At 71.5% G+C, this 18,331-nt stretch carries 18 protein-coding genes; 8 read left to right on the forward strand and 10 right to left on the reverse strand.

Annotation, left to right across the window (positions count from 1 at the left end):
* Window positions 1-38: 38 nt before the first annotated feature.
* Genes AB0D27_RS12750 through pdhA form a run of 3 tightly spaced genes read right to left on the reverse strand, consistent with a single transcriptional unit; the run spans window position 39 to window position 3,801 of the window.
* A complete protein-coding gene (locus AB0D27_RS12750; protein ID WP_362506258.1) occupies window positions 39-1,631 on the reverse strand; it encodes a dihydrolipoamide acetyltransferase family protein in 1,593 nt (530 codons plus the stop codon).
* Window positions 1,631-2,635 (reverse strand): alpha-ketoacid dehydrogenase subunit beta, encoded by a 1,005-nt coding sequence (locus AB0D27_RS12755; protein ID WP_362506261.1) that lies wholly within the window; start codon window positions 2,633-2,635, stop codon window positions 1,631-1,633. The genes AB0D27_RS12750 and AB0D27_RS12755 overlap by 1 nt, the downstream gene beginning before the upstream one ends.
* Complete coding sequence (pdhA, locus tag AB0D27_RS12760) at window positions 2,632-3,801, reverse strand: pyruvate dehydrogenase (acetyl-transferring) E1 component subunit alpha (RefSeq protein WP_362506264.1); 1,170 nt, start codon at window positions 3,799-3,801, stop codon at window positions 2,632-2,634. Before pdhA ends, AB0D27_RS12755 begins: the two co-directional genes overlap by 4 nt.
* Before the next feature lie 189 nt (window positions 3,802-3,990).
* Between pdhA and AB0D27_RS12765 the strand changes: the two genes are divergently transcribed.
* Window positions 3,991-4,476 carry an Lrp/AsnC family transcriptional regulator gene (locus AB0D27_RS12765; protein WP_362506425.1) on the forward strand — a complete coding sequence of 162 codons (486 nt, stop codon included), beginning with the start codon at window positions 3,991-3,993 and terminating at the stop codon, window positions 4,474-4,476.
* Window positions 4,477-4,531: 55 nt separating this feature from the next.
* Here AB0D27_RS12765 and AB0D27_RS12770 read toward each other — a convergent pair whose 3' ends face one another.
* Both AB0D27_RS12770 and AB0D27_RS12775 read right to left on the reverse strand, forming a co-directional pair.
* Window positions 4,532-5,122, reverse strand: coding sequence for a TetR/AcrR family transcriptional regulator (locus tag AB0D27_RS12770; RefSeq protein WP_362506267.1), 591 nt, complete (start codon window positions 5,120-5,122; stop codon window positions 4,532-4,534).
* Complete coding sequence (locus tag AB0D27_RS12775) at window positions 5,119-6,633, reverse strand: 3-hydroxyacyl-CoA dehydrogenase (protein ID WP_362506270.1); 1,515 nt, start codon at window positions 6,631-6,633, stop codon at window positions 5,119-5,121. Before AB0D27_RS12775 ends, AB0D27_RS12770 begins: the two co-directional genes overlap by 4 nt.
* Window positions 6,634-6,781: 148 nt before the next feature.
* On the opposite strand from AB0D27_RS12775, the gene paaN reads away from it, so the two are divergent.
* The gene (gene paaN / locus AB0D27_RS12780; protein ID WP_362506273.1) at window positions 6,782-8,488 is read left to right on the forward strand and encodes a phenylacetic acid degradation protein PaaN; all 1,707 of its coding nucleotides are present in this window, start codon (window positions 6,782-6,784) and stop codon (window positions 8,486-8,488) included.
* Between the two features lie 22 nt (window positions 8,489-8,510).
* Here paaN and AB0D27_RS12785 read toward each other — a convergent pair whose 3' ends face one another.
* The 3 genes from AB0D27_RS12785 to AB0D27_RS12795 are packed head-to-tail and all read right to left on the reverse strand — an operon-like array spanning window position 8,511 to window position 11,508.
* Window positions 8,511-9,272: a TrmH family RNA methyltransferase gene (locus AB0D27_RS12785; RefSeq protein ID WP_362506276.1), complete on the reverse strand. Its 762-nt coding sequence runs from the start codon at window positions 9,270-9,272 to the stop codon at window positions 8,511-8,513.
* Window positions 9,269-10,498, reverse strand: a complete 1,230-nt coding sequence (locus AB0D27_RS12790; protein ID WP_362506279.1) for an HTTM domain-containing protein — start codon at window positions 10,496-10,498, stop codon at window positions 9,269-9,271. The genes AB0D27_RS12785 and AB0D27_RS12790 overlap by 4 nt, the downstream gene beginning before the upstream one ends.
* Window positions 10,495-11,508 (reverse strand): DUF5819 family protein, encoded by a 1,014-nt coding sequence (locus AB0D27_RS12795; RefSeq protein WP_362506428.1) that lies wholly within the window; start codon window positions 11,506-11,508, stop codon window positions 10,495-10,497. Before AB0D27_RS12795 ends, AB0D27_RS12790 begins: the two co-directional genes overlap by 4 nt.
* A 271-nt stretch (window positions 11,509-11,779) precedes the next feature.
* Between AB0D27_RS12795 and paaA the strand changes: the two genes are divergently transcribed.
* The 6 genes from paaA to AB0D27_RS12825 all read left to right on the forward strand — a co-directional run bounded on the left by paaA (window position 11,780) and on the right by AB0D27_RS12825 (window position 16,653).
* Window positions 11,780-12,790, forward strand: a complete 1,011-nt coding sequence (gene paaA / locus AB0D27_RS12800) for a 1,2-phenylacetyl-CoA epoxidase subunit PaaA (RefSeq protein ID WP_362506282.1) — start codon at window positions 11,780-11,782, stop codon at window positions 12,788-12,790.
* On the forward strand, window positions 12,787-13,074 hold the full coding sequence (paaB, locus tag AB0D27_RS12805) for a 1,2-phenylacetyl-CoA epoxidase subunit PaaB (protein ID WP_359559844.1): 288 nt from the start codon (window positions 12,787-12,789) through the stop codon (window positions 13,072-13,074). Before paaA ends, paaB begins: the two co-directional genes overlap by 4 nt.
* Entirely contained in the window at window positions 13,071-13,790 is a 720-nt protein-coding gene (gene paaC / locus AB0D27_RS12810; protein WP_362506285.1) for a 1,2-phenylacetyl-CoA epoxidase subunit PaaC, read from the forward strand. The genes paaB and paaC overlap by 4 nt, the downstream gene beginning before the upstream one ends.
* Window positions 13,784-14,311 carry a 1,2-phenylacetyl-CoA epoxidase subunit PaaD gene (gene paaD / locus AB0D27_RS12815; RefSeq protein WP_362506288.1) on the forward strand — a complete coding sequence of 176 codons (528 nt, stop codon included), beginning with the start codon at window positions 13,784-13,786 and terminating at the stop codon, window positions 14,309-14,311. Before paaC ends, paaD begins: the two co-directional genes overlap by 7 nt.
* Entirely contained in the window at window positions 14,311-15,375 is a 1,065-nt protein-coding gene (locus AB0D27_RS12820) for a 2Fe-2S iron-sulfur cluster-binding protein (protein WP_362506291.1), read from the forward strand. The genes paaD and AB0D27_RS12820 overlap by 1 nt, the downstream gene beginning before the upstream one ends.
* 144 nt (window positions 15,376-15,519) lie before the next feature.
* Window positions 15,520-16,653, forward strand: a complete 1,134-nt coding sequence (locus AB0D27_RS12825) for an acyl-CoA dehydrogenase family protein (protein ID WP_362506293.1) — start codon at window positions 15,520-15,522, stop codon at window positions 16,651-16,653.
* Window positions 16,654-16,863: 210 nt separating this feature from the next.
* Here the strand turns inward: AB0D27_RS12825 and AB0D27_RS12830 are convergent, their stop codons facing one another.
* Both AB0D27_RS12830 and AB0D27_RS12835 read right to left on the reverse strand, forming a co-directional pair.
* A complete protein-coding gene (locus AB0D27_RS12830; RefSeq protein ID WP_362506431.1) occupies window positions 16,864-17,193 on the reverse strand; it encodes a rhodanese-like domain-containing protein in 330 nt (109 codons plus the stop codon).
* Between the two features lie 67 nt (window positions 17,194-17,260).
* Window positions 17,261-18,238 carry a hypothetical protein gene (locus AB0D27_RS12835; RefSeq protein WP_362506295.1) on the reverse strand — a complete coding sequence of 326 codons (978 nt, stop codon included), beginning with the start codon at window positions 18,236-18,238 and terminating at the stop codon, window positions 17,261-17,263.
* Between the last annotated feature and the right edge of the window lie 93 nt (window positions 18,239-18,331).

Raw genomic sequence — 18,331 nt, forward strand, 5'->3', positions numbered from 1 at the left:
GCACAGCATGTGGACGGGGATGACCGGACCCCGCGGGACTACAGCGTGCGCAGCAACACCGCCGGCTGTTCCACGCAGTCCGCCACATATCGCAGGAAGCCGCCCGCCGTGCCGCCGTCGCACACCCGGTGATCGAAGGTGAGCGAGAGCTGGACGACTTGCCGCACCGCCAGCTCGCCCTCGTGCACCCAGGGCTTGGGGATGATCCGTCCGACGCCCAGCATGGCCGCCTCGGGGTGGTTGATGATCGGTGTGGAGCCGTCGACGCCGAACACCCCGTAGTTGTTCAACGTGAAGGTGCCGCCCGTGAGTTCCCCGGGCGTCAGCCTCCCGGTCCGCGCCGCCTCGGTCAGCCGGCCGAACTCCGCACTCAGCGACTCCGCGTCGCGGGCGTGTGCGTCCCGTACGACGGGTACGACGAGCCCCCGCTCGGTCTGCGCCGCGAAGCCCAGGTGCACGTGGTCGAGCTGGACGACCTCGCGGGCCTCCATGTCGACGGTCGCATTGAGCTCGGGGAATCGCGCCAGCGCGGCGGTGCAGATCCGGGCCAGCAGCGCGAGCAGGGAGATCTTCGGCCCGCCCGCCGCGTTCATCGCCACGCGCGCGTGCATGAGCTGCGTCGCGTCGGCGTCCACCCAGCAGGTCGCGTCGGGTATCTCGCGACGGCTGCGGGAGAGCTTGTCGGCGACGGCCCCGCGGATGCCTCGGAGGGGGGTGCGGATGCCGTGCTGGGCCCCGCCCCGAGAAGCCGGTGCCGCTCCGGGCACGGGGGACTGCGACGGTGCCTGCGAAGGCTCGGACACCGACGGGGACGCGCATACGGGCGCGCTCGCGCCGTGTACGGCCGCGCGGAGCTGGAGGAACTCCTCAGATGTGGGAGCGCTCGGGCCGCGTCCGGCCGCAGGGGCCTGGAGGAGCTGAGGACCGGTGGCCGCGGCGCGCAGCGCGTACTCCACGTCCGCGCGCAGGATCAGCCCGTCGGGCCCCGAGCCCTCCAGCTCCCGCAGATCCACGCCGTTCTCGCGGGCGAGCCGCCGCACGAGCGGCGAGATGACCGGTACGGGTCCCTCACCGCGCAGCACGCCGGCGCCGTACGAGGCGGCGGCCGGCGGTCCCTGGCCGTCGGCTACCGGCAGTTCCTGGCCGTCGGCCACCGGACGGTCCTGGTCGCCGGAGCGCGCGCCGACAGGGCGCCCTGGTCGTCCCGGCTCGTGCCCCGCGGGCCCGGTCGCCGCTCCGCGGTGCTCGCCGGCGGACGGTGCCGTCGGCCGGCGTACGGGCCCTGCGCCGGGCGGCCGTACCCTCCTGCGCCGCGCGGGGGGCGCCCCCGTGCCGTACCCCACCAGTACGTTTCCGGAGCCCTCGTCGTCCTCGCCCGAGGCCTGCGGGCCCACGGCGACGGTCAGCAGCGGGGCTCCCACGGGCAGTTCCGTGCCCTCCTCGCCGAAGCGGCCGGTGACCACGCCGCCGTAGGGGCAGGGGACCTCGACCATCGCCTTGGCGGTCTCGACCTCGACCACGGGCTGGTCGATGGCGACGACATCGCCGACCTCCACCAGCCAGCGGACGATCTCCGCCTCGGTGAGTCCCTCCCCGAGATCGGGGAGCTTGAACTCCAGCACTTGGGCCATCAGCTCTCCGCCTCCCACTGCAAGCGCCCCACGGTGTCCAGGATCCGGTCGACGCCGGGCAGGTGGTGCCGCTCCAGCATCGGCGGCGGATACGGGATGTCGAACCCGGCCACGCGCAGCACCGGCGCCTCCAGATAGTGGAAGCAGCGCTCGGTGACGCGGGCCGCGATCTCCCCGCCCGGGCCGCCGAACCCGCCCGACTCGTGCACGACGACCGCGCGCCCGGTCCGCCGTACGGAGGCCGACACCGTCTCGTCGTCGAACGGCACCAGGGAGCGCAGGTCGACGACTTCGAGGTCCCAGCCCTCGGCCCGCGCCGCCTCGGCGGCTTCGAGGCAGACGGGCACGGACGGTCCGTACGTGATGAGCGTGGCGCTCCGGCCCGAGCGCCGCACCACCGCGCGGCCTATCGGTTCAACGGCCGGCGGCTCGTCCGGGTTCCAGGAATCCTTCGACCAGTACAGCCGCTTGGGCTCCAGGAAGACGACCGGGTCGTCGGAGGCGATGGCGGCCCGCAGCAGCCCGTAGGCGTCGGCGACGGTCGCGGGCGTGACGACATGGAGCCCCGGAGTCGCCATGTAGTACGCCTCGGAGGAGTCGCTGTGGTGTTCGACGCCGCCGATGCCGCCGCCGTAAGGGACGCGGATCGTGATGGGGAGCGGCATGGCGCCCCGCGTGCGGTTGCGCATCCGCGCCACATGCGAGATCAGCTGCTCGAACGCCGGGTAGGCGAACGCGTCGAACTGCATCTCCACGACCGGCCGCAGGCCGTACATGGCCATGCCGACGGCTGTTCCGAGGATGCCCGCCTCGGCGAGCGGAGTGTCCGTGCAGCGGTCCTCGCCGAACTCCTTGGCGAGGCCGTCGGTGACCCGGAAGACACCGCCGAGGGCGCCCACGTCCTCGCCCATGACGTGGACCGCGGGGTCGTCGGCCATGGCGTCGCGCATCGCGCGGCCGAGGGCCTGCGCCATGGTGGCCGGCTTCACGGCAACGGTGGTCATCGCCCGGCTCCTTCCGGGCCGTGGTGGTGCGGACCGTCTGCCGCTGCCTCCTCCGCGTTCAGCTCCGCCCTCAACTGGGTTTCTTGCTCCAGCAGTTGAGTGGTGGGCTGGGCATACACATGGGCGAACAGATCCATGGGGTCGAGCACCGGGTCCTGGTTCATGCGCTCGCGCAGATCCGCGGCCATCGTCTCGGCGTCCTCGCGCGCGGCCCGTATGCCCTCGTCGTCGAGCAGGCCCCGTTCGGTCAACTCGTGTTCCAGGAGCGCGATCGGGTCGTGCGCGCGCCAGGTCTCGACCTCGGCGTCGGCGCGGTAGCGGGTGGCGTCGTCGGCGTTGGTGTGGGCTTCGATGCGGTACGTCACCGCCTCGACGAGCGTCGGACCGCCCCCCGCGCGCGCGTGGGCGATGGCCTCGGCGAGCACCTGGTGCACCGCCGCCGCGTCGTTGCCGTCGACCAGGCGGCCCGGCATCCCGTAGCCGACGGCCTTGTGGGCCAGCGACGGAGCAGCGGTCTGCTTGGCGAGCGGGACGGAGATGGCGAAGCCGTTGTTCTGCACGAGGAAGACGACCGGCGCCTGCCATACGGCGGCGAAGTTCAGCGCCTCGTGGAAGTCGCCCTCGCTGGTGCCGCCGTCGCCGACGAGGGCGAGAGCGACCACGTCGTCGCCCTTGAGGCGGGCGGCGTGCGCGAGTCCGACGGCGTGCGGGAGCTGGGTGGCGAGCGGGGTGCACAGGGGCGCGATGCGGTGCTCACGGGGGTCGTACCCGGTGTGCCAGTCGCCGCGCAGGAGGGTGAGCGCCTGGACGGGGTCGAGGCCGCGGGCGACGGCGGCGAGCGTGTCGCGGTAGCTGGGGAAGAGCCAGTCGCGGTCCTCCAGAGCGAGCGCGGCGGCGACCTCGCAGGCCTCCTGGCCGGTGCTGGAGGGGTAGACGGCGAGACGGCCCTGCTTGGTGAGGGCGGTGGCCTGCGTGTTGTAGCGGCGGCCACGCACCAGCTCCGCGTACAGCCGGCGCAGCAAGCCCGGGTCGACCCGCGCGGCCGCCTCGGTGCCGAGGACGCGATACGGCAGCGCGTCGGGCAGCAGCGGCGCGGGGTCGGTGCGGGGCTGCCAGGCGGGCGGCGGCGTGGGCCGGTAAGCGCCTCGCTGCTCCATGACCGTCATGACGGCACCTCCTCGTGGGAGCGGCTTCAGGCGCGTCACGGGTGTGAGGCGCCTCACCTACCGATTGTTCGGTCGTCGGCACATTTTGGCTACAGGCACCACCAGGCTGTGGACAAACGGTTCTGCACAGCCTGAGATGGACGCAGTACGTCCATGGTAGGGAGGCGGGGGGACATGGCACCTGAACAAATGGCCGAGCCACCGGAGGCCGGCCCCGCCCTTCCGCCCGCCCGCCCGCTCGACGCCATCGATCAGGACATCCTGCAGATGCTCCAGGCGGACGGCCGCGCCTCGATACGTTCCGTGGCCGAGCGCGTCCATGTGTCCCGGGCCAACGCCTACGCGCGGATCAACCGCCTCGTCGAGGACGGCGTGATCCGCGGTTTCGGAGCCCGCGTCGACCACGAACGCGCCGGGCAGGGCACATCGGCGTACATCACCCTCAAGATCGTGCAGAACACCTGGCGTACGGTGCGCGAGCAGTTGAGGGTGCTTCCGGGGGCCTCCCACATCGCACTGGTGGGCGGCGACTTCGACGTACTGCTCCTGGTACACACGCCGGACAACCGGGCGCTGCGCGAACTGGTACTCACCCGCCTCCAGGCCATCCCGGAGGTGCTCAGCACGCGGACGCTGCTGGTCTTCGAGGAGGAGGACGTGGAGCCGCAGGGCTGATCCCGCCCAAGGGCGCCCAGGAGCGGAGCGGCACGGCTGATCAGCCCGAGGGAGCTCAGGATTCGTTGCGTAGCCCGCCGAAGACCAACTGCACGACCGCGTCGGCCACTTCCCGCGCGCCCATGCCGCGGCCGTCCGGCCGGTACCACTCCACGACCGAGTTGATCATTCCGAAGACCAGCCGGGTCGCGAGCCGGACCTCCACGTCCGGGCGTACGTCCCCGTCGGCGGCCGCGGCCTTCAGGAGCTCGGCCACCTGGTGGTCGAAGTCGCGGCGCCGTTCCAGAGCCCAGCGCTCAGTGTCCGTGTTGCCGCGTACCCGCAGCAGCAGGGTCACATAGGGAAGTTCGGCGGTGAGCACCTCGACCATCCGCCGTACGACGTACTCCAGGCGCTCCACGGCACGCCCCACGCACGCGTGCTCCTCGTCGAGGATCCCGAAGAGGCCGTCGAGCGCCCGGCTGACGGCGCGGCGCAGCAGCTCCTCCTTGCCCGCGACATGGTGGTAGATCGACGACTTGGAGATGCCGGCCGCCTTGGAGAGGTGCTCCATGGACGTACCGTCGTAGCCGCGGTCGTTGAAGACCTGGACGGCGACCGAGAGCAGCGTCTCCGGGGTGTAGGTGTCGCGCTTGGCGGTGGTCATGAGGTGCCCTCCCGCTTCTCGGTGGCGTACGCGTGGCGGTAGAGCGCGAGGGACGGGGCGTAGCGCCCGGAGGGGTCGCGCTGGTGCAGATCGTCGAGCAGGGAGCATGCCCAGCTCCTGCCGAGCCTGCGGCACCACTCGAAGGGGCCGAGGGGGTAGTTCACGCCGAGCCGCATCGCGGTGTCGATGTCCTCCTCGGTGGCCACCCCCTTGGCGACGGCGTCGTGCGCCAGGTCGACGATCCGGGCCACCGTCCGGGCGACGATCATGCCGGGGACGTCCCCGATGACGCTGACGTCCTTGCCGAGCGCCTGGAAGAGGCCGATGGCCTCGGAGAGCGTCTGGGCAGCGGTGTCCTGCGAGGCGGACAGGGCGATCCGGGTCGCCTTGCGGTAGTCGAGCGCCAGGTCGAAGTAGACGACGTCGCGGAACTCGACCGAGGTCTGACCGTCGGCGAGGACCAGCTGGCCTCCGCTGGGCAGCACCAGACGGGTGCCGTGGTCCTCCTCGTCGTCGCGGACCTGGATGCCCGCCTCGCGGATCAGGGCGACGAGTTCCGAGGCCGGGCCGAGATCGCCCTCGGCGACGACGTACGCGGGCGCCTGGGCCTTCTCCGCGGTGTGCGGCTCGGACCGCTCGGCGCCGTCCCCGTAGTCGTACCAGCCGTGTCCCGTCTTGCGGCCGAGCCGGCCCGACTCGACCAGCCGACGCTGGGCGAGCGAGGGCGTGAAGCGGACGTCCTGGAAGAAGGACTGCCACACGGAGTGCGTGACGGACTCGTTGACGTCCTGCCCGATCAGGTCGGTCAGCTCGAAGGCGCCCATCCGGAAGCCGCCGGACTCGCGCAGGATCGCGTCGATGGTGGCCGGGTCGGCGGCCTGGGCCTCGTAGACCGCGAAGGCCTCGGCGTAGAAGGGCCGCGCGATGCGGTTGACGATGAAGCCGGGGGTGTCGGCGCAGGCGACCGGGGTCTTGCCCCAGGCGCGTGCCGTCTCGTACGCGCGCGTGGCCGACGAGAAGTCGCTCGCGTACCCGGAGACGACCTCCACCAGGGGCAGCAGCGGCGCGGGGTTGAAGAAGTGCAGTCCGACGAGGCGGCCGGGGTTGCGCAGGGCACCGCCGATGGCCGTGACGGACAGGGAAGAGGTGTTGGTGGCGAGTAGACAGTCGTCCTCGACGATGTCCTCTAGATCCCGGAACAGCCGCTGTTTCGCGTCGAGTTCTTCGAGCACCGCCTCGATGACGAGCGCGCAGTCCGCGAGGTCTTCCAGGGTTTCGGCCGGTCGCAGCCGGGCGCGTGCGGCGTCCCGTTCGGCGCCGGTGAGCCGGTTCTTCTCGACGAGCCGGTCGAGACGGGCGCCGATCGCTTCGGCCGCCGCTTCGGCACGCCCGGCAACGGCGTCGTAGAGCCGCACGGGGTGGCCCGCTACCAGCGCGACCTGGGCGATGCCCTGGCCCATGGTGCCGGTGCCGACGACGGCCACGGGGCTGCTGAGGTCGAGTGCTGTCATGTGCGCGATCCTCCCGCACGGGGTTTTCCACAGATGCGGCGGACCCCCTTGTCCCGACCGATCGTTCGGTTACTCTAACTCTGACTGTCCATTCCTGCCCAGCTCGCGAGCTCGACGAAGAGCTCTTGAGACGAGGAGTTGGTCCTTGATGGCCGCCGAACTCACCGCGCACCAGCTGATCGCCCAGCACCGGCCCACCCTCGACCAGGCGCTGGAAGCGATCCGCACGCGCGCGTACTGGTCCCCGCACCCCGAGCACCCCAAGGCGTACGGCGAGAACGGCAGCCTGGGCATGGAAGAGGGCAAGGCCGCCTTCGACGCCCTGCTGGGCACCCGCCTCGACCTCGGCCAGCCCGGCACGGACGACTGGGTGGGCGGCGAGGTGTCGCCGTACGGGATCGATCTGGGCGTTGCGTACCCGCACGCGGTCGTCGACGTGCTGCTGCCCGCCATGCGGGCCGGGCAGCGCGCCTGGCGCGACGCGGGCGCGGAGATCCGCGCCGTGGTCTGTCTGGAGATCCTCAAGCGGATCAGCGACCGCACGCACGAGTTCGCGCACGCGGTCATGCACACCAGCGGCCAGGCCTTCATGATGGCGTTCCAGGCGGGCGGCCCGCACGCGCAGGACCGCGGCCTCGAAGCAGTGGCGTACGCGTACGTGGAGCAGATCCGCACCCCGGACACCGCGGAGTGGACCAAGCCGCAGGGCAAGCGCGACCCGCTCGCGCTGACCAAGCAGTTCACGCCGGTGCCGCGCGGCATCGCGCTGGTGATCGGCTGCAACACCTTCCCGACGTGGAACGGCTATCCGGGCCTTTTCGCCTCCCTCGCCACCGGCAACGCGGTGCTGGTGAAGCCCCACCCGCGCGCGGTGCTGCCGCTCGCGCTCACGGTCCAGGTCGCGCGCGAGGTGCTCGCCGAAGCGGGCTTCGACCCGAACCTAGTGGCGCTGGCCGCCGAGCGTCCCGGGGAGGGCATCGCCAAGACCCTGGCCGTACGGCCCGAGATCCGGATCATCGACTACACGGGTTCGACGGCGTTCGGCGACTGGCTGGAGGCCAACGCCCGCCAGGCGCAGGTCTACACGGAGAAGGCCGGCGTCAACACGGTGATCGTGGAGTCGACCGACAACTACAAGGGCATGCTGTCCAACCTGGCCTTCTCCCTGTCGCTGTACAGCGGCCAGATGTGCACGACGCCGCAGAACCTGGTGATCCCCCGCGACGGCATCCGCACGGAGGAGGGCCCCAAGTCGTATGACGAGGTGGTCACCGACCTCGCCAAGTCGGTCGGCGGGCTTCTCGGCGACGACGCGCGCGCGGGCGCCCTGCTGGGCGCCATCGTGAACCCGGACGTGAAGGCCCGCCTGGAGGCCGCGGCCGGACTCGGCGAAGTCGCCCTCCCCTCCCGCGAGGTCGACAACCCCGAGTTCCCGAACGCGGTCGTCCGTACGCCGGTGATCGTGAAGCTCGACGGCGCGCGGAAGTACTGGGAGGGCGCGGACGACGAGGCGCCCTACCTGGGCGAGTGCTTCGGGCCGGTCTCCTTCGCCGTCGCGGTCGACTCGGCGGCGGACGCCGTGGAGCTGCTGCGGCGCACGATCAGGGACAAGGGCGCGATGACCGTCGGCGCGTACACCACCGACGAGGAGGTCGAGCAGGCCGTGCGGGAGGCCTGCCTGGAGGAGTGCGCCCAGCTCTCCCTGAACCTCACGGGAGGGGTCTACGTCAACCAGACGGCGGCCTTCTCGGACTTCCACGGCTCGGGCGGCAACGCGGCGGCCAACTCGGCCCTGTGCGACGGGGCGTTCGTGGCCAACCGCTTCCGGGTGGTGGAGGTGCGACGGGAGGCGTGATCCCTTAAGCCGCTGTGACCTCTTACGCCACTGTGCCCCCGGTCGCGCTCCAGTGGAACAGCGTCATGGCCACACTGGTCGCGAGGTTGTAGCTGGAGACCTGGGGGCGCATCGGCAGTGACACCAAGTGGTCGGCGCGGGCGCGCAGTTCGGCGGACAGTCCGGTGCGCTCCGAGCCGAAGGCGAGCACGGCGTCGTCCGGGAGCTTCAGTCCGCGGATGTCCTCGCCCTCCGGGTCGAGGGCGAACACCGGTCCGGGCGGCAGTTCGTCCACCGTCAGCCGCTCCACGGCGGTCGCGAAGTGCAGGCCCGCGCCGCCGCGTACGACCGTGGGGTGCCAGGGGTCGAGCGTGCCCGTCGTGACCACGCCGGTCGCGCCGAAGCCCGCCGCGAGCCGGATCACGGCACCGGCGTTGCCCAGGTTGCGGGGGTTGTCGAGGACGACGACGGGCGTGCCGCGGGGGGTGCGGGCCAGCCTGTCCAGGTTGGCGGCCCGGGAGGGCCGTACGGCCAGGGCGGCGACCGCCGTGGGGTGCGGACGGGGCAGCAGCGCCTTCAGCGTCCCTTCCGGGACCTCGGTCAGGAGTGCTTCGAGGGCGTCGCGTACGTCGGGAGCCAGTTGGTCGGCCAGTTCCAGAGCCGCCTTCCGGTCGCTGGTGACTGCCACCGGGATACGCGCCTGGAAGCGCACCGCGTGTTTGACAGTGTGGAAGCCGTCGAGCAGCACGGCGTCGTCGGCGAGCCGGCGCCAGGCGCTCACCGGATCGTGGGCGGGGTCGTTCATGCCCTGAAGCCTACGTGCGGGTGCTCGGCGGTCTCCGGGGTGCGCTCCTCCTCGGCGCGCTGGCCCGGCACCGTACGGTCGTCCTTCGGCAGCGGCGAAAACAGCCGTCCACGCGCGCGTGCCGCCCATCCGCCCAGGCGCCGCAGGAAGGACGTCGGCAGGAACACCGCGTCCGCGGCGATCATCGCGAGCGAGAAGAACGGCAGCCCGAGTACCACGGCGATCACGGCGTGCTCCGTCATCATGGCCGCCAGCAGGACGTTCTTGACCCGCCGGTTGAACAGGGTGAAGGGGAAGGCGACCTGCACGATGACCGTCCCGTAGGTCACCAGCATCACCATCGTGCCGTTCGCGGCCAGCAGGTCGGACAGAGCCGGCCAGGGCGAGAAGTAGTCCAGGTGGAGCGGGTAGTAGACGGCGGTGCCGTCCTGCCAGCGCGAGCCCTGGATCTTGTACCAGCCGGCGGTCGCGTAGATCAGGCACGCCTCGGCCATGATGACGAGCAGGGCCGCGTTGTGCACGAGGTTGGCGACGACGTCCAGCAGGATCCGCGGCTCCGCGGTGCGCGCGCGGCGGCCGACGAGCCACCACAGGCCCTGCACCGCCCACAGGCCCCAGAAGACCACCAGCCAGCCGCCGCTCAGCCGGCCCGTGAACGTCACCGAGGCCAGGAACAGACCGAGCACACCCCACAGGGCGGGCCCGACCCGGTCGTCCGCCGTCCGCCCGGCACGCGCGTGTGCCTCGCGCGCGCGCCGCTGCCTGCGCGCGTCCAGCGACCACACCTGACCACAGCGGGTGAACACCAGGTAGATCGCCATGAGGTGGATGACGTTGTCCCCGCCGTCCCCCATGAAGACGCTGCGGTTCTGCAGGGAGAGCACGCCGACCATGAAGAGCACCGACATCGCGCGGGTCCGCCAGCCCATCAGCAGCAGCGCGCTGGAGAGGACGGCGAGAGCGTAGACGATCTCGAACCACACCTGGCTGTCGGACCACATCAGGGCCGTGAAGGCATGGTTGCCCGCAATGAGTTGCTGCGCGAGGTCCCAGCTCCACGGTGCGTCGGGCCCGTACATCTCCTGGCGGTGCGGGTACTCGCGCAGCAGGAACAACAGCCAGGTGGCGGAGAAGCCGATGCGGATCACGGCTGTCTGGTAGGGACCGAGGGCGGACTCGGTGACACGGGTGATGCCGCGCGAGGCCGACAGGGCGAATCGGTTCATCGGGCGCTCGCCTCCGTCAGCCCGTCCTCACGATCGCCCTCGGGGACGGACCACCAGGGCAACTCGCGGACGATGGGCTTGTCGGACACCTTCTCCTCACTCCACTCGGGGGGCGGCACGTCAGTGGTGCGGGAGCGGACCTGGAGGCGCTCGATGACGGCGCCGTCGCCGTCGGCGTGCTCCCGGTGGAGGCGCAAGACCGCGACACGGCGCAGATAGCGTTCGGAGAGGTCGCCGCGTAGGCCCGCGGGACGGTTCTGGCCGTCATGCGTACCGATGTAGAAGTCCCAGGCACGGCGCAGTTCGTTCTGCTGGGTGTGGCTCGGCAGCGGGTTGCCGTCGATGGCCTTGCCGTCGAGCGCGGACAGGTCGTACCAGCCGGTCTCGCGGCTGGTGCCGTCCGAGGTGCGGACCAGGGCGCGGACCTGGACGGCGACGTTCTGCTGCAGCGGGTTGGGAGCGAAGAGCTTCCAGTTCTGCTCGAACTCGGGATAGATCCACTCGTCGATCGCACGGCCGTGCTGCTTGGTGACCGTGTTCGAGGGCGCGACGTGCAGGAACACCATGCCGAGGTGGACACAGGCGGCGACCGCGACGACCGCGAGGGCGAGGGCGGCGGCGATCTGGGAACGGAGGGGAAGGGCGGCTATGCCGGACGTGAGGTGCTCGGGCTTGGGGATCTCGGGCTTGGGGTTCTCGGCTGGGAGGTTCTCGGCCGGGAGGGTCTCGGGCGGGAGGGTCTCGGGCGGGAGGGTCTCGGGCGGGAGGGTCTCGGGCGGGACGGCGGTCTCAGGCGGGACGGTCTCGGGCGGGACAGCGGTCTCAGGCGGGACGGACTCGGGCGGGACGGTCCCAGCATCGGGGGTCTTAGCCGCGGGGCCCTCGGGCTCAGGAGCCTCAGACGCGAGCGCCCAGGGCCTCGAAGCGTCGCGCGGGGAGCCGTCGGGCACGGCACCGTCGGGCCCGTCCGGCCCCGGCCCGCTCTTCGAGCCCTCGTCGTACGCGTCCATTCCGCCCCGATTCACGATCCGCATCCGAATGTCGACCGCCGGGCCGCGGGCCCCGTACCGCCACGCCGCACCACACCGCGCCACACCGCGACGTTCGCACGGGCACCGTACTCAGACCCGGCCGCCCGGCACAGTCCCAAGAATCACAGCGGACGCAACAGCGCCGACGAGGTTATCCACAGCGGTTGACACCTTACGGCGCGCGACCGACCATGGAATCGAGCGGACCGAACGATCGGTCGGTCGGGAGTGAGAGGTCAAGGGGGACCGCATGGCGACAGCAGCAGCGCACCACACGGCCCGCGGAGAGGCGGACGGACCGGCGGACGAGGCCGTGCGCACCGCGGCGTACGAGGCCGTCTTCGACGCCGCCGTGGCGGCGGACGAGCGCATCGAACCCCGCGACTGGATGCCGGACGCCTACCGATCCACGCTCGTCCGGCAGATCGCCCAGCACGCCCACTCCGAGATCATCGGCATGCAGCCGGAGGCCAACTGGATCACGCGCGCGCCCTCGCTGCGCCGCAAGGCGATCCTGATGGCCAAGGTCCAGGACGAAGCCGGCCACGGGCTGTATCTGTACAGCGCGGCCGAAACGCTCGGCACCAGTCGCGACGAACTTCTCGACAAGCTCCACACCGGCCGCCAGAAGTACTCGTCGATCTTCAACTATCCGACGCTGACCTGGGCGGACGTCGGCGCCATCGGCTGGCTGGTGGACGGCGCCGCGATCACCAACCAGGTCCCCCTGTGCCGCTGCTCGTACGGGCCGTACGCGCGCGCGATGGTCCGCGTCTGCAAGGAGGAGTCCTTCCACCAGCGCCAAGGGTACGAGCTGCTGCTGGCCCTCAGCCGCGGCACCCCCGAGCAGCACGAGATGGCGCAGGACGCGGTGAACCGCTGGTGGTGGCCCTCACTGATGATGTTCGGCCCGCCCGACGACGAGTCCTCCCACTCGGCGCAGTCGATGACATGGAAGATCAAGCGCCACTCGAACGACGAGCTGCGCCAGCGCTTCGTGGACATCTGCGTCCCCCAGGCCGAGTCGCTGGGCCTGACCCTGCCCGACCCGGACTTGTTGTGGAACGAGGCGCGGGGGCACCACGACTTCGGCGCGATCGACTGGACGGAGTTCCGGGAGGTCCTCAAGGGCAACGGCCCGTGCAACGAACAGCGCATAACGCAGCGCAGGCGCGCTCACGAAGAGGGCGCGTGGGTACGGGAGGCGGCCGCGGCGTACGCGGCCAAGCACACCGGCGAGACAGGAGCGACGCGAGCATGACGACCAACGACTGGCCCCTGTGGGAGGTCTTCGTGCGCTCACGCCGCGGGCTTTCGCACACACACGCAGGCAGCCTGCACGCGCCGGACGCCGAGCTGGCCCTGCGCAACGCGCGCGATCTGTACACGCGCCGCGGCGAGGGCGTCTCGATCTGGGTCGTCCCGTCGGCCGCCATCACGGCCTCGTCGCCCGACGAGAAGGACCCGTTCTTCGAACCTTCCGCGGACAAGCCGTACCGCCACCCGACGTTCTACGAGATCCCGGAAGGGGTGAAGCACCTGTGACGGTCACCGTGAACACCGCGGCAGCCCTGGCTCTCGGCGACGACGCCCTGGTGCTCTCGCACCGCCTGGGGGAGTGGGCGGGCCACGCACCCGTCCTCGAAGAGGAAGTCGCCCTCGCCAACATCGCGCTCGACCTGCTCGGCCAGGCACGGGTACTGCTGTCCATGGTTGGCGACGAGGACGAGCTGGCGTATCTGCGCGAGGAGCGTGCCTTCCGCAACCTCCAGCTCGTCGAGCAGCCAAACGGCGACTTCGCGCACACGATCATCCGCCAGCTGTACTTCTCCACCTACCAACGGCTTCTGTACACGCGACTGGCCACCGCGGGCAGCGAGTTCGCCCCGCTCGCGGCGAAGGCCGTCAAGGAAGTCGCCTACCACCAGGACCACGCCGAGCAGTGGACGCTGCGGCTCGGCGACGGCACGGACGTCAGCCATGAACGGATGCGGCGGGCAGGCGAGGCACTGTGGCGGTTCACGGGCGAGATGTTCCAGCCGATCGAGGGCCTGGCCGTCGACTGGGACGCGATGCGCACCGACTGGCTGGAGTCCGTGGGGAGCGTCCTGCGCCGCGCCACTCTGCCGATTCCGGAGGGACCGCAGTCCGGAGCCTGGACGGCGGGCGCCGGACGACAGGGTCTGCACACCGAATCCTTCGGGCGGATGCTCGCCGAGATGCAGCATCTGCACCGCAGTCATCCGGGGGCGTCATGGTGACGACCACCGCCCTCGAGGAGGAACTGCGCAGGCTGGCCGGGTCCGTGCCGGACCCCGAGCTGCCCGTACTCACCCTTGAGGAACTCGGCGTACTGCGCGCCGTACATGTCCGTGGCGCCGACTCGGTCGAGGTCGAGCTGACCCCCACCTACACCGGCTGCCCAGCCATCGAGGCCATGTCCATGGACATCGAGCGGGTGCTGCACGAGCACGGCGTACGGGAGGTCTCCGTCCGTACGGTGCTCAGTCCCGCCTGGTCGACGGACGACATCTCGGACGAAGGGCGTCGCAAACTGCGGGAGTTCGGTATAGCGCCACCGCGTACGCAGCACGCCTCGGGTCCGATCTCGGTGCAGCTCGGCCCCACCCGTACGGACACCTCCCGGATGGAAGCCGTGCGCTGCCCGAACTGCGATTCGGCCGACACCGAGCTGCTCAGCCGTTTCTCGTCCACCGCCTGCAAGGCGCTGCGGCGCTGTCTGTCCTGCCGCGAACCGTTCGACCACTTCAAGGAGTTGTGATGGCCCGCTTCCACCCGCTCCCGGTGGCCGCGGTCGACCGGCTCACCGACGACTCCGTGGCGCTGACACTGACGGTGCCGGGCGCCCTGCGCGAGGAGTACCGGCACGCTGCCGGCCAGCACCTCGCGCTGCGCCGCACGGTTGACGGCACGGAGGTACGCCGTACGTACTCGATCTGCTCACCGGCGCCCGCACCCGGCGACGAGGGACCGCGGACCCTGCGGGTCGGGGTCCGCCTGGTCGACGGCGGCGCGTTCTCGACGTACGCGCTCAAGGAGATCGCCGTCGGCGACGAGGTGGAGGTGATGACGCCGGCGGGACGGTTCACGCTGGAGCCGTCGGCCGGGTTGTACGCGGCGGTGGTGGGCGGCAGCGGGATCACCCCGGTGCTGTCGATCGTCTCGACGCTGCTGGCACGGGAGCCGGAGGCGAGGTTCTGCCTGATACGCAGCGACCGGACGTCGGCGTCGACGATGTTCCTGGAGGAGGTGGCCGACCTCAAGGACCGCTATCCGCAGCGGTTCCAGCTGGTGACGGTCCTCTCCCGGGAGGAGCAGCAGGCGGGACTGCCGTCCGGGCGCCTCGACCAGGAGCGGCTCACCGGGCTGCTTCCGGCGCTGCTGCCCGTGGAGGGAGTGTCGGGATGGTTCCTGTGCGGGCCGATGGGGCTTGTGCAGGGGGCGGAGCGGGCGCTGCGCGGACTCGGAGTGTCGCGGACGCGGATCCACGAGGAGATATTCCACGTGGACGCAGGCGCTGCCCCGGCCACGGCGACATCGGCTCCCGCGCACAGCACGGTGACCGCCCGGCTCGACGGACGCGGCGGGACCTGGCCCGTCCAGGACGGCGAGTCGCTCCTGGAGGCGGTGCTGCGCAACCGGCCGGACGCGCCCTACGCCTGCAAGGGCGGTGTGTGCGGCACCTGTCGCGCCTTCCTCGTCTCGGGCGAGGTGCGGATGGACCGCAACTTCGCGCTGGAGCCGGAGGAGACGGAGGCGGGGTATGTGCTGGCCTGTCAGTCACACCCGGCCACGGAGAAGGTGGAGTTGGACTTCGACCGCTGAGCGGTGTGCGGGTGATGAGTGGGGTGAGCGGGGGCTGACCGTTCCCTTCTCGTAGAACCTGTTCTATCTTGACGCTCCGTCAGATCCGGGGCTCCGGCGCTCCGGAACTCGAGTCGGTTGGCCGGCGCGTGGGAGGACAGGACCGTGGACTTCACCTTCACCGAGGAGCAGCAGGCGGCGGTCGAGGCGGCGAAGGCGGTGTTCGCCGGGGTCGCGCCCGACGGGGTGCCCAGCCCCGCGCTCACCGCGGGCGCGGTCGCCGAGGACTTCGACCGGGCACTGTGGGCGAAGCTCGCCGACGCGGACCTACTGAGCCTGCTGCTCGATGCCGACTGCGGCGGGGCAGGCCTCGACGCGGTCGCGCTGTGCCTGGTGCTGCGCGAGTCGGCGCGGGTCCTGGCCCGGGTGCCGCTGCTGGAGAGCAGCGCGGCGGCGGTGGCCGTGCAGGCTTATGGCGGCGCGGAGTTGAAGGCCGACCTGTTGCCGCGGGCGGGTCGGGGGGAGGTCGTGCTGACCGTCGCCGCCAACGGCCGGACCGGCCATGACCCGGCCGAGCTCGCCGTGACCGCGCGGCGGGACGGTGAGGTATGGGTGCTGGACGGGGTGCAGACGGCGGTTTCCTGGGCGCACAACGCCGACTTCACCGTCGTACCCGCGCACACGGATGCCGACCGGACCGTACTCGCCCTCGTCCCCCGCGTCCACGACGGGGTCGTGCTCGCCGAGCAGATCTCCACCACCGGTGAGCGGCTCGGTGAGGTGCGGCTGGAGGCCGCGCGGATCGCCGGCCGGGATGTCATCGAGGAGGAGGGGGCGTGGGAGTGGTTGAGTGACCTTCTTGCCACCGGGACCTGTGCGCTCGCACTCGGGCTCGGGGAGCGTGCGCTCGGGATGACGAGTGAATACACCAGCAAACGGGAGCAGTTCGGGTTCCCGGTCGCCACGTTCCAGGCGGTCGCGGTGCAGGCCGCCGACCGCTATATCGACCTGCGCGCGATGGAGGCGACGCTGTGGCAGGCCGCGTGGCGGATCAGTACGGGGGCCGGGGGTGCACTGCCGGCGTCCGGGGACGTGGCCGTCGCGAAGATCTGGGCGTCGGAAGGGGTACGGCGGGTCGTGCAGACCGCGCAGCACCTGCACGGGGGGTTCGGTGCCGACACCGACTATCCACTGCACCGGTACCACGCCTGGGCCAAACAGCTGGAGCTGTCACTGGGACCGGCGGCCGCGCACGAGGAGTCCCTCGGGGATCTGCTCGCGGCGCATCCGCTGGGCTGAACGCGGGGCGGGGCGACGAGCGTGCGCCACCGGCACGCGGAGACTTCCGCCGAGCGGCGCCGGGCAGCGCCCCGTCGACGGGGGCGCCGTCGGCACCGGCGGCACCTGTCGACCGGCGTCGACGGCCCCGGGGACACAGGGAGCCGGTGCCCGGGTTCACCGGGGGCCGGTGCCACGGGTTCACCGGAGCCTTCCGGCGCCTTCCGGCGCCTACAGCACGAAGCCCGGCTGGCCCTTGTCGTCCACGACCGGGCGGCCGGCGGCTGCCCAGAGCTGCATGCCGCCGTCGACGTTCACGGCGTCGATGCCCTGCTGGACCAGATACGTCGTGACCTGGGCCGAACGGCCTCCGGAACGGCAGATCACGTGGACCCGGCCGTCCTGTGGGGCCGCCTCGGTCAACTCACCGTAGCGGGCGACGAATTCACTGATGGGGATGTGCAGCGCCCCCTGGGCATGACCTGCCTCCCACTCGTCGTCCTCCCGGACGTCCAGAAGGAAGTCACCGTCCGCGAGGTCCCCGACCTCGACTGTGGGCACACCAGCTCCAAAACTCATGCCTCCGACGCTACCTGACCAGGCAGGCCGCTCGCCGCGCTGCGACGGTCTAGCCGATCAGCTCCGCCAGCTCCGCCTCGCGCTCGCCGACCTGGGCCAGCAGCTGTTCGGCGATCTCCTCCAGGAGGCGGTCCGGGTCGTCCGGGGCCAGCTTGAGCATCGCGCCGATCGCGCTCTCCTCCAGTTCGCGGGCGACGAAGCTGAGCATTTCCTTGCGCTGGGCGAGCCATTCGAGGCGGGCGTAGAGCTCCTCGCTGCGGCTCGGCTTCCACTCTTCGGGCACGGGGCCTGCGGCCCACTCCTCGGACAGCTCCCGCAGCAGCGCCTCGTCGCCCCGGCCGTAGGCGGCGTTCACCCGGGCGATGAACTCGTCGCGCCGCCCCCGCTCGTCCTCGTCCTGTGCCAGGTCGGGGTGGGCCTTGCGGACCAGCTCGCGGTAGAGCTTGCGGGCCTCCTCGCTGGGGCGCACGCGCTGCGGGGGCCGTACGGGCTGGTCGGTGAGCATCGCCACGGCCTCCGGGAACAGGCCCTCGGAGTCCATCCAGCCGTGGAACAGCTCCTCGACCCCGGGCATGGGCATGACCCGCGCCCGTGCCTCGTGCGCCTTGCGTATGTCGTCCGGGTCACCGGTGCGCGCGGCCCGCGCCTCGGCGATCTCGGCGTCCAGCTCGTCGAGCCGGGAGTACATCGGCCCGAGCTTTTGGTGGTGCAGCCGCGAAAAGTTGTCCACCTCGACGCGGAAGGTCTCCACGGCGATCTCGAACTCGATCAACGCCTGCTCGGCCGCCCGCACGGCCCGCTCGAGCCGCTCCTCGGGCCGCCCCGCCCCGGCCTCACCGCCGTGCCCTTCACCGCCATGCGCCTGGCCCTCCTGCTCCTCACCGCCGTGCGCCTGGCCCTCCTGCGCCTCGCCGGTGGTGCTTACGCCCTCTTCAGCCGCGCCGGACGGCGCCTCGGCATCGACCCGCTCCCACGGGCCGTCGTCGTCGGGCGCGGACTGGGGCTGATCAGCTTCCGGGGTCGTCACCCGACCAGCGTAGGCCACAGTCCGCGCGCCCACGCAGGGCCGCTGGGCATGGCTTCCGGGCCACCGTGCACGTGGGCTGCTCGGGGCGCAGGC

This window comes from Streptomyces sp. NPDC048415 (assembly GCF_040651675.1).
GTDB lineage: Bacteria > Actinomycetota > Actinomycetes > Streptomycetales > Streptomycetaceae > Streptomyces.

Coding starts and splice junctions, on each gene's coding strand:
- AB0D27_RS12750 (WP_362506258.1), bottom strand. CDS start 1,631: ATGGCCCAAGTGCTGGAGTTCAAGCTCCCCGATCTCGGGGAGGGACTC.
- AB0D27_RS12755 (WP_362506261.1), bottom strand. CDS start 2,635: ATGACCACCGTTGCCGTGAAGCCGGCCACCATGGCGCAGGCCCTCGGC.
- pdhA (WP_362506264.1), bottom strand. CDS start 3,801: ATGACGGTCATGGAGCAGCGAGGCGCTTACCGGCCCACGCCGCCGCCC.
- AB0D27_RS12765 (WP_362506425.1), top strand. CDS start 3,991: ATGGCCGAGCCACCGGAGGCCGGCCCCGCCCTTCCGCCCGCCCGCCCG.
- AB0D27_RS12770 (WP_362506267.1), bottom strand. CDS start 5,122: ATGACCACCGCCAAGCGCGACACCTACACCCCGGAGACGCTGCTCTCG.
- AB0D27_RS12775 (WP_362506270.1), bottom strand. CDS start 6,633: ATGACAGCACTCGACCTCAGCAGCCCCGTGGCCGTCGTCGGCACCGGC.
- paaN (WP_362506273.1), top strand. CDS start 6,782: ATGGCCGCCGAACTCACCGCGCACCAGCTGATCGCCCAGCACCGGCCC.
- AB0D27_RS12785 (WP_362506276.1), bottom strand. CDS start 9,272: ATGAACGACCCCGCCCACGATCCGGTGAGCGCCTGGCGCCGGCTCGCC.
- AB0D27_RS12790 (WP_362506279.1), bottom strand. CDS start 10,498: ATGAACCGATTCGCCCTGTCGGCCTCGCGCGGCATCACCCGTGTCACC.
- AB0D27_RS12795 (WP_362506428.1), bottom strand. CDS start 11,508: ATGGACGCGTACGACGAGGGCTCGAAGAGCGGGCCGGGGCCGGACGGG.
- paaA (WP_362506282.1), top strand. CDS start 11,780: ATGGCGACAGCAGCAGCGCACCACACGGCCCGCGGAGAGGCGGACGGA.
- paaB (WP_359559844.1), top strand. CDS start 12,787: ATGACGACCAACGACTGGCCCCTGTGGGAGGTCTTCGTGCGCTCACGC.
- paaD (WP_362506288.1), top strand. CDS start 13,784: ATGGTGACGACCACCGCCCTCGAGGAGGAACTGCGCAGGCTGGCCGGG.
- AB0D27_RS12820 (WP_362506291.1), top strand. CDS start 14,311: ATGGCCCGCTTCCACCCGCTCCCGGTGGCCGCGGTCGACCGGCTCACC.